The organism is Serratia proteamaculans (genome assembly GCF_013337185.1).
Lineage (GTDB): Bacteria > Pseudomonadota > Gammaproteobacteria > Enterobacterales > Enterobacteriaceae > Serratia > Serratia proteamaculans_D.
This window is the reverse complement of the sequence record NZ_SWDE01000015.1, coordinates 1-2,961: the sequence shown is the minus strand read 5'-3', so window position 1 is coordinate 2,961 and position 2,961 is coordinate 1. Positions and strand designations below refer to the sequence as shown.

Below are 2,961 nucleotides of genomic sequence, written 5' to 3'. Positions count from 1 at the left end.
GTGGAAACACTTTTGGGTTGTGAGGTTAAGTGACTAAGCGTACACGGTGGATGCCTAGGCAGTCAGAGGCGATGAAGGGCGTGTTAATCTGCGATAAGCGTCGGTAAGGTGATATAAACCGTTATAACCGGCGATACCCGAATGGGGAAACCCAGTGCAATTCGTTGCACTATCATACGATGAATACATAGTCGTATGAGGCGAACCGGGGGAACTGAAACATCTAAGTACCCCGAGGAAAAGAAATCAACCGAGATTCCCCCAGTAGCGGCGAGCGAACGGGGAGGAGCCCAGAACCTGAATCAGTTCTTGTGTTAGTGGAAGCGTCTGGAAAGTCGCACAGTAAAGGGTGATAGTCCCGTACACTAAAATGCATTAATTGTGAGTTCGATGAGTAGGGCGGGACACGTGACATCCTGTCTGAATATGGGGGGACCATCCTCCAAGGCTAAATACTCCTGACTGACCGATAGTGAACCAGTACCGTGAGGGAAAGGCGAAAAGAACCCCGGCGAGGGGAGTGAAATAGAACCTGAAACCGTGTACGTACAAGCAGTGGGAGCCTACTTTGTTGGGTGACTGCGTACCTTTTGTATAATGGGTCAGCGACTTATATTTTGTAGCAAGGTTAACCGTATAGGGGAGCCGTAGGGAAACCGAGTCTTAACTGGGCGAATAGTTGCAAGGTATAGACCCGAAACCCGGTGATCTAGCCATGGGCAGGTTGAAGGTTGGGTAACACTAACTGGAGGACCGAACCGACTAATGTTGAAAAATTAGCGGATGACTTGTGGCTGGGGGTGAAAGGCCAATCAAACCGGGAGATAGCTGGTTCTCCCCGAAAGCTATTTAGGTAGCGCCTCGTGAACTCATCTTCGGGGGTAGAGCACTGTTTCGGCTAGGGGGCCATCCCGGCTTACCAAACCGATGCAAACTCCGAATACCGAAGAATGTTATCACGGGAGACACACGGCGGGTGCTAACGTCCGTCGTGAAGAGGGAAACAACCCAGACCGCCAGCTAAGGTCCCAAAGTCATGGTTAAGTGGGAAACGATGTGGGAAGGCATAGACAGCCAGGATGTTGGCTTAGAAGCAGCCATCATTTAAAGAAAGCGTAATAGCTCACTGGTCGAGTCGGCCTGCGCGGAAGATGTAACGGGGCTAAACCATGCACCGAAGCTGCGGCAGCGACGCTTAGGCGTTGTTGGGTAGGGGAGCGTTCTGTAAGCCGTTGAAGGTGGCCTGTGAGGGTTGCTGGAGGTATCAGAAGTGCGAATGCTGACATAAGTAACGATAAAGCGGGTGAAAAACCCGCTCGCCGGAAGACCAAGGGTTCCTGTCCAACGTTAATCGGGGCAGGGTGAGTCGACCCCTAAGGCGAGGCCGAAAGGCGTAGTCGATGGGAAACAGGTTAATATTCCTGTACTCGGTGTTACTGCGAAGGGGGGACGGAGAAGGCTAGGCTAGCCGGGCGACGGTTGTCCCGGTTTAAGCGTGTAGGGGGAGTGACCTGGTAAATCCGGTTACTTATTCAACCCTGAGGCGTGATGACGATGCACTACGGTGCAGAAGTAGTTGATGCCAAGCTTCCAGGAAAAGCCTCTAAGCATCAGGTAACACAGAATCGTACCCCAAACCGACACAGGTGGTCAGGTAGAGAATACCAAGGCGCTTGAGAGAACTCGGGTGAAGGAACTAGGCAAAATGGTGCCGTAACTTCGGGAGAAGGCACGCTGGCGCGTAGGTGAAGAGACTTGCTCTCGGAGCCGAAGCCAGTCGCAGATACCAGCTGGCTGCAACTGTTTAATAAAAACACAGCACTGTGCAAACACGAAAGTGGACGTATACGGTGTGACGCCTGCCCGGTGCTGGAAGGTTAATTGATGGGGTCAGCCGCAAGGCGAAGCTCTTGATCGAAGCCCCAGTAAACGGCGGCCGTAACTATAACGGTCCTAAGGTAGCGAAATTCCTTGTCGGGTAAGTTCCGACCTGCACGAATGGCGTAATGATGGCCAGGCTGTCTCCACCCGAGACTCAGTGAAATTGAACTCGCTGTGAAGATGCAGTGTACCCGCGGCAAGACGGAAAGACCCCGTGAACCTTTACTATAGCTTGACACTGAACATTGAGCCTTGATGTGTAGGATAGGTGGGAGGCTTTGAAGCGTGGACGCCAGTCTGCGTGGAGCCAACCTTGAAATACCACCCTTTAATGTTTGATGTTCTAACTCGGCCCCGTAATCCGGGGTGAGGACAGTGTCTGGTGGGTAGTTTGACTGGGGCGGTCTCCTCCCAAAGAGTAACGGAGGAGCACGAAGGTTAGCTAATCACGGTCGGACATCGTGAGGTTAGTGCAAAGGCATAAGCTAGCTTGACTGCGAGAGTGACGGCTCGAGCAGGTACGAAAGTAGGTCTTAGTGATCCGGTGGTTCTGAATGGAAGGGCCATCGCTCAACGGATAAAAGGTACTCCGGGGATAACAGGCTGATACCGCCCAAGAGTTCATATCGACGGCGGTGTTTGGCACCTCGATGTCGGCTCATCACATCCTGGGGCTGAAGTAGGTCCCAAGGGTATGGCTGTTCGCCATTTAAAGTGGTACGCGAGCTGGGTTTAGAACGTCGTGAGACAGTTCGGTCCCTATCTGCCGTGGGCGTTGGAAGATTGAGAGGGGTTGCTCCTAGTACGAGAGGACCGGAGTGAACGCACCACTGGTGTTCGGGTTGTCATGCCAATGGCATTGCCCGGTAGCTAAGTGCGGAAAAGATAAGCGCTGAAAGCATCTAAGCGCGAAACTTGCCTCGAGATGAGTCTTCCCTGGGAACTTGATTCCCCTGAAGGAACGTTTAAGACTAAGACGTTGATAGGCTGGGTGTGTAAGTGCAGCGATGCATTGAGCTAACCAGTACTAATGATCCGTGAGACTTAACCTTACAACACCAAAAGTGTTTTGATTTGAGA

The 2,961-nt window shown here is 52.2% G+C and carries 1 rRNA gene; it reads left to right on the top strand.

From position 1 onward, the window contains the following. The first annotated feature begins 23 nt into the window (after positions 1–23). A 23S ribosomal RNA gene (locus FCL49_RS24535) occupies positions 24–2,933 on the top strand. The last annotated feature ends 28 nt before the right edge of the window (positions 2,934–2,961 follow it).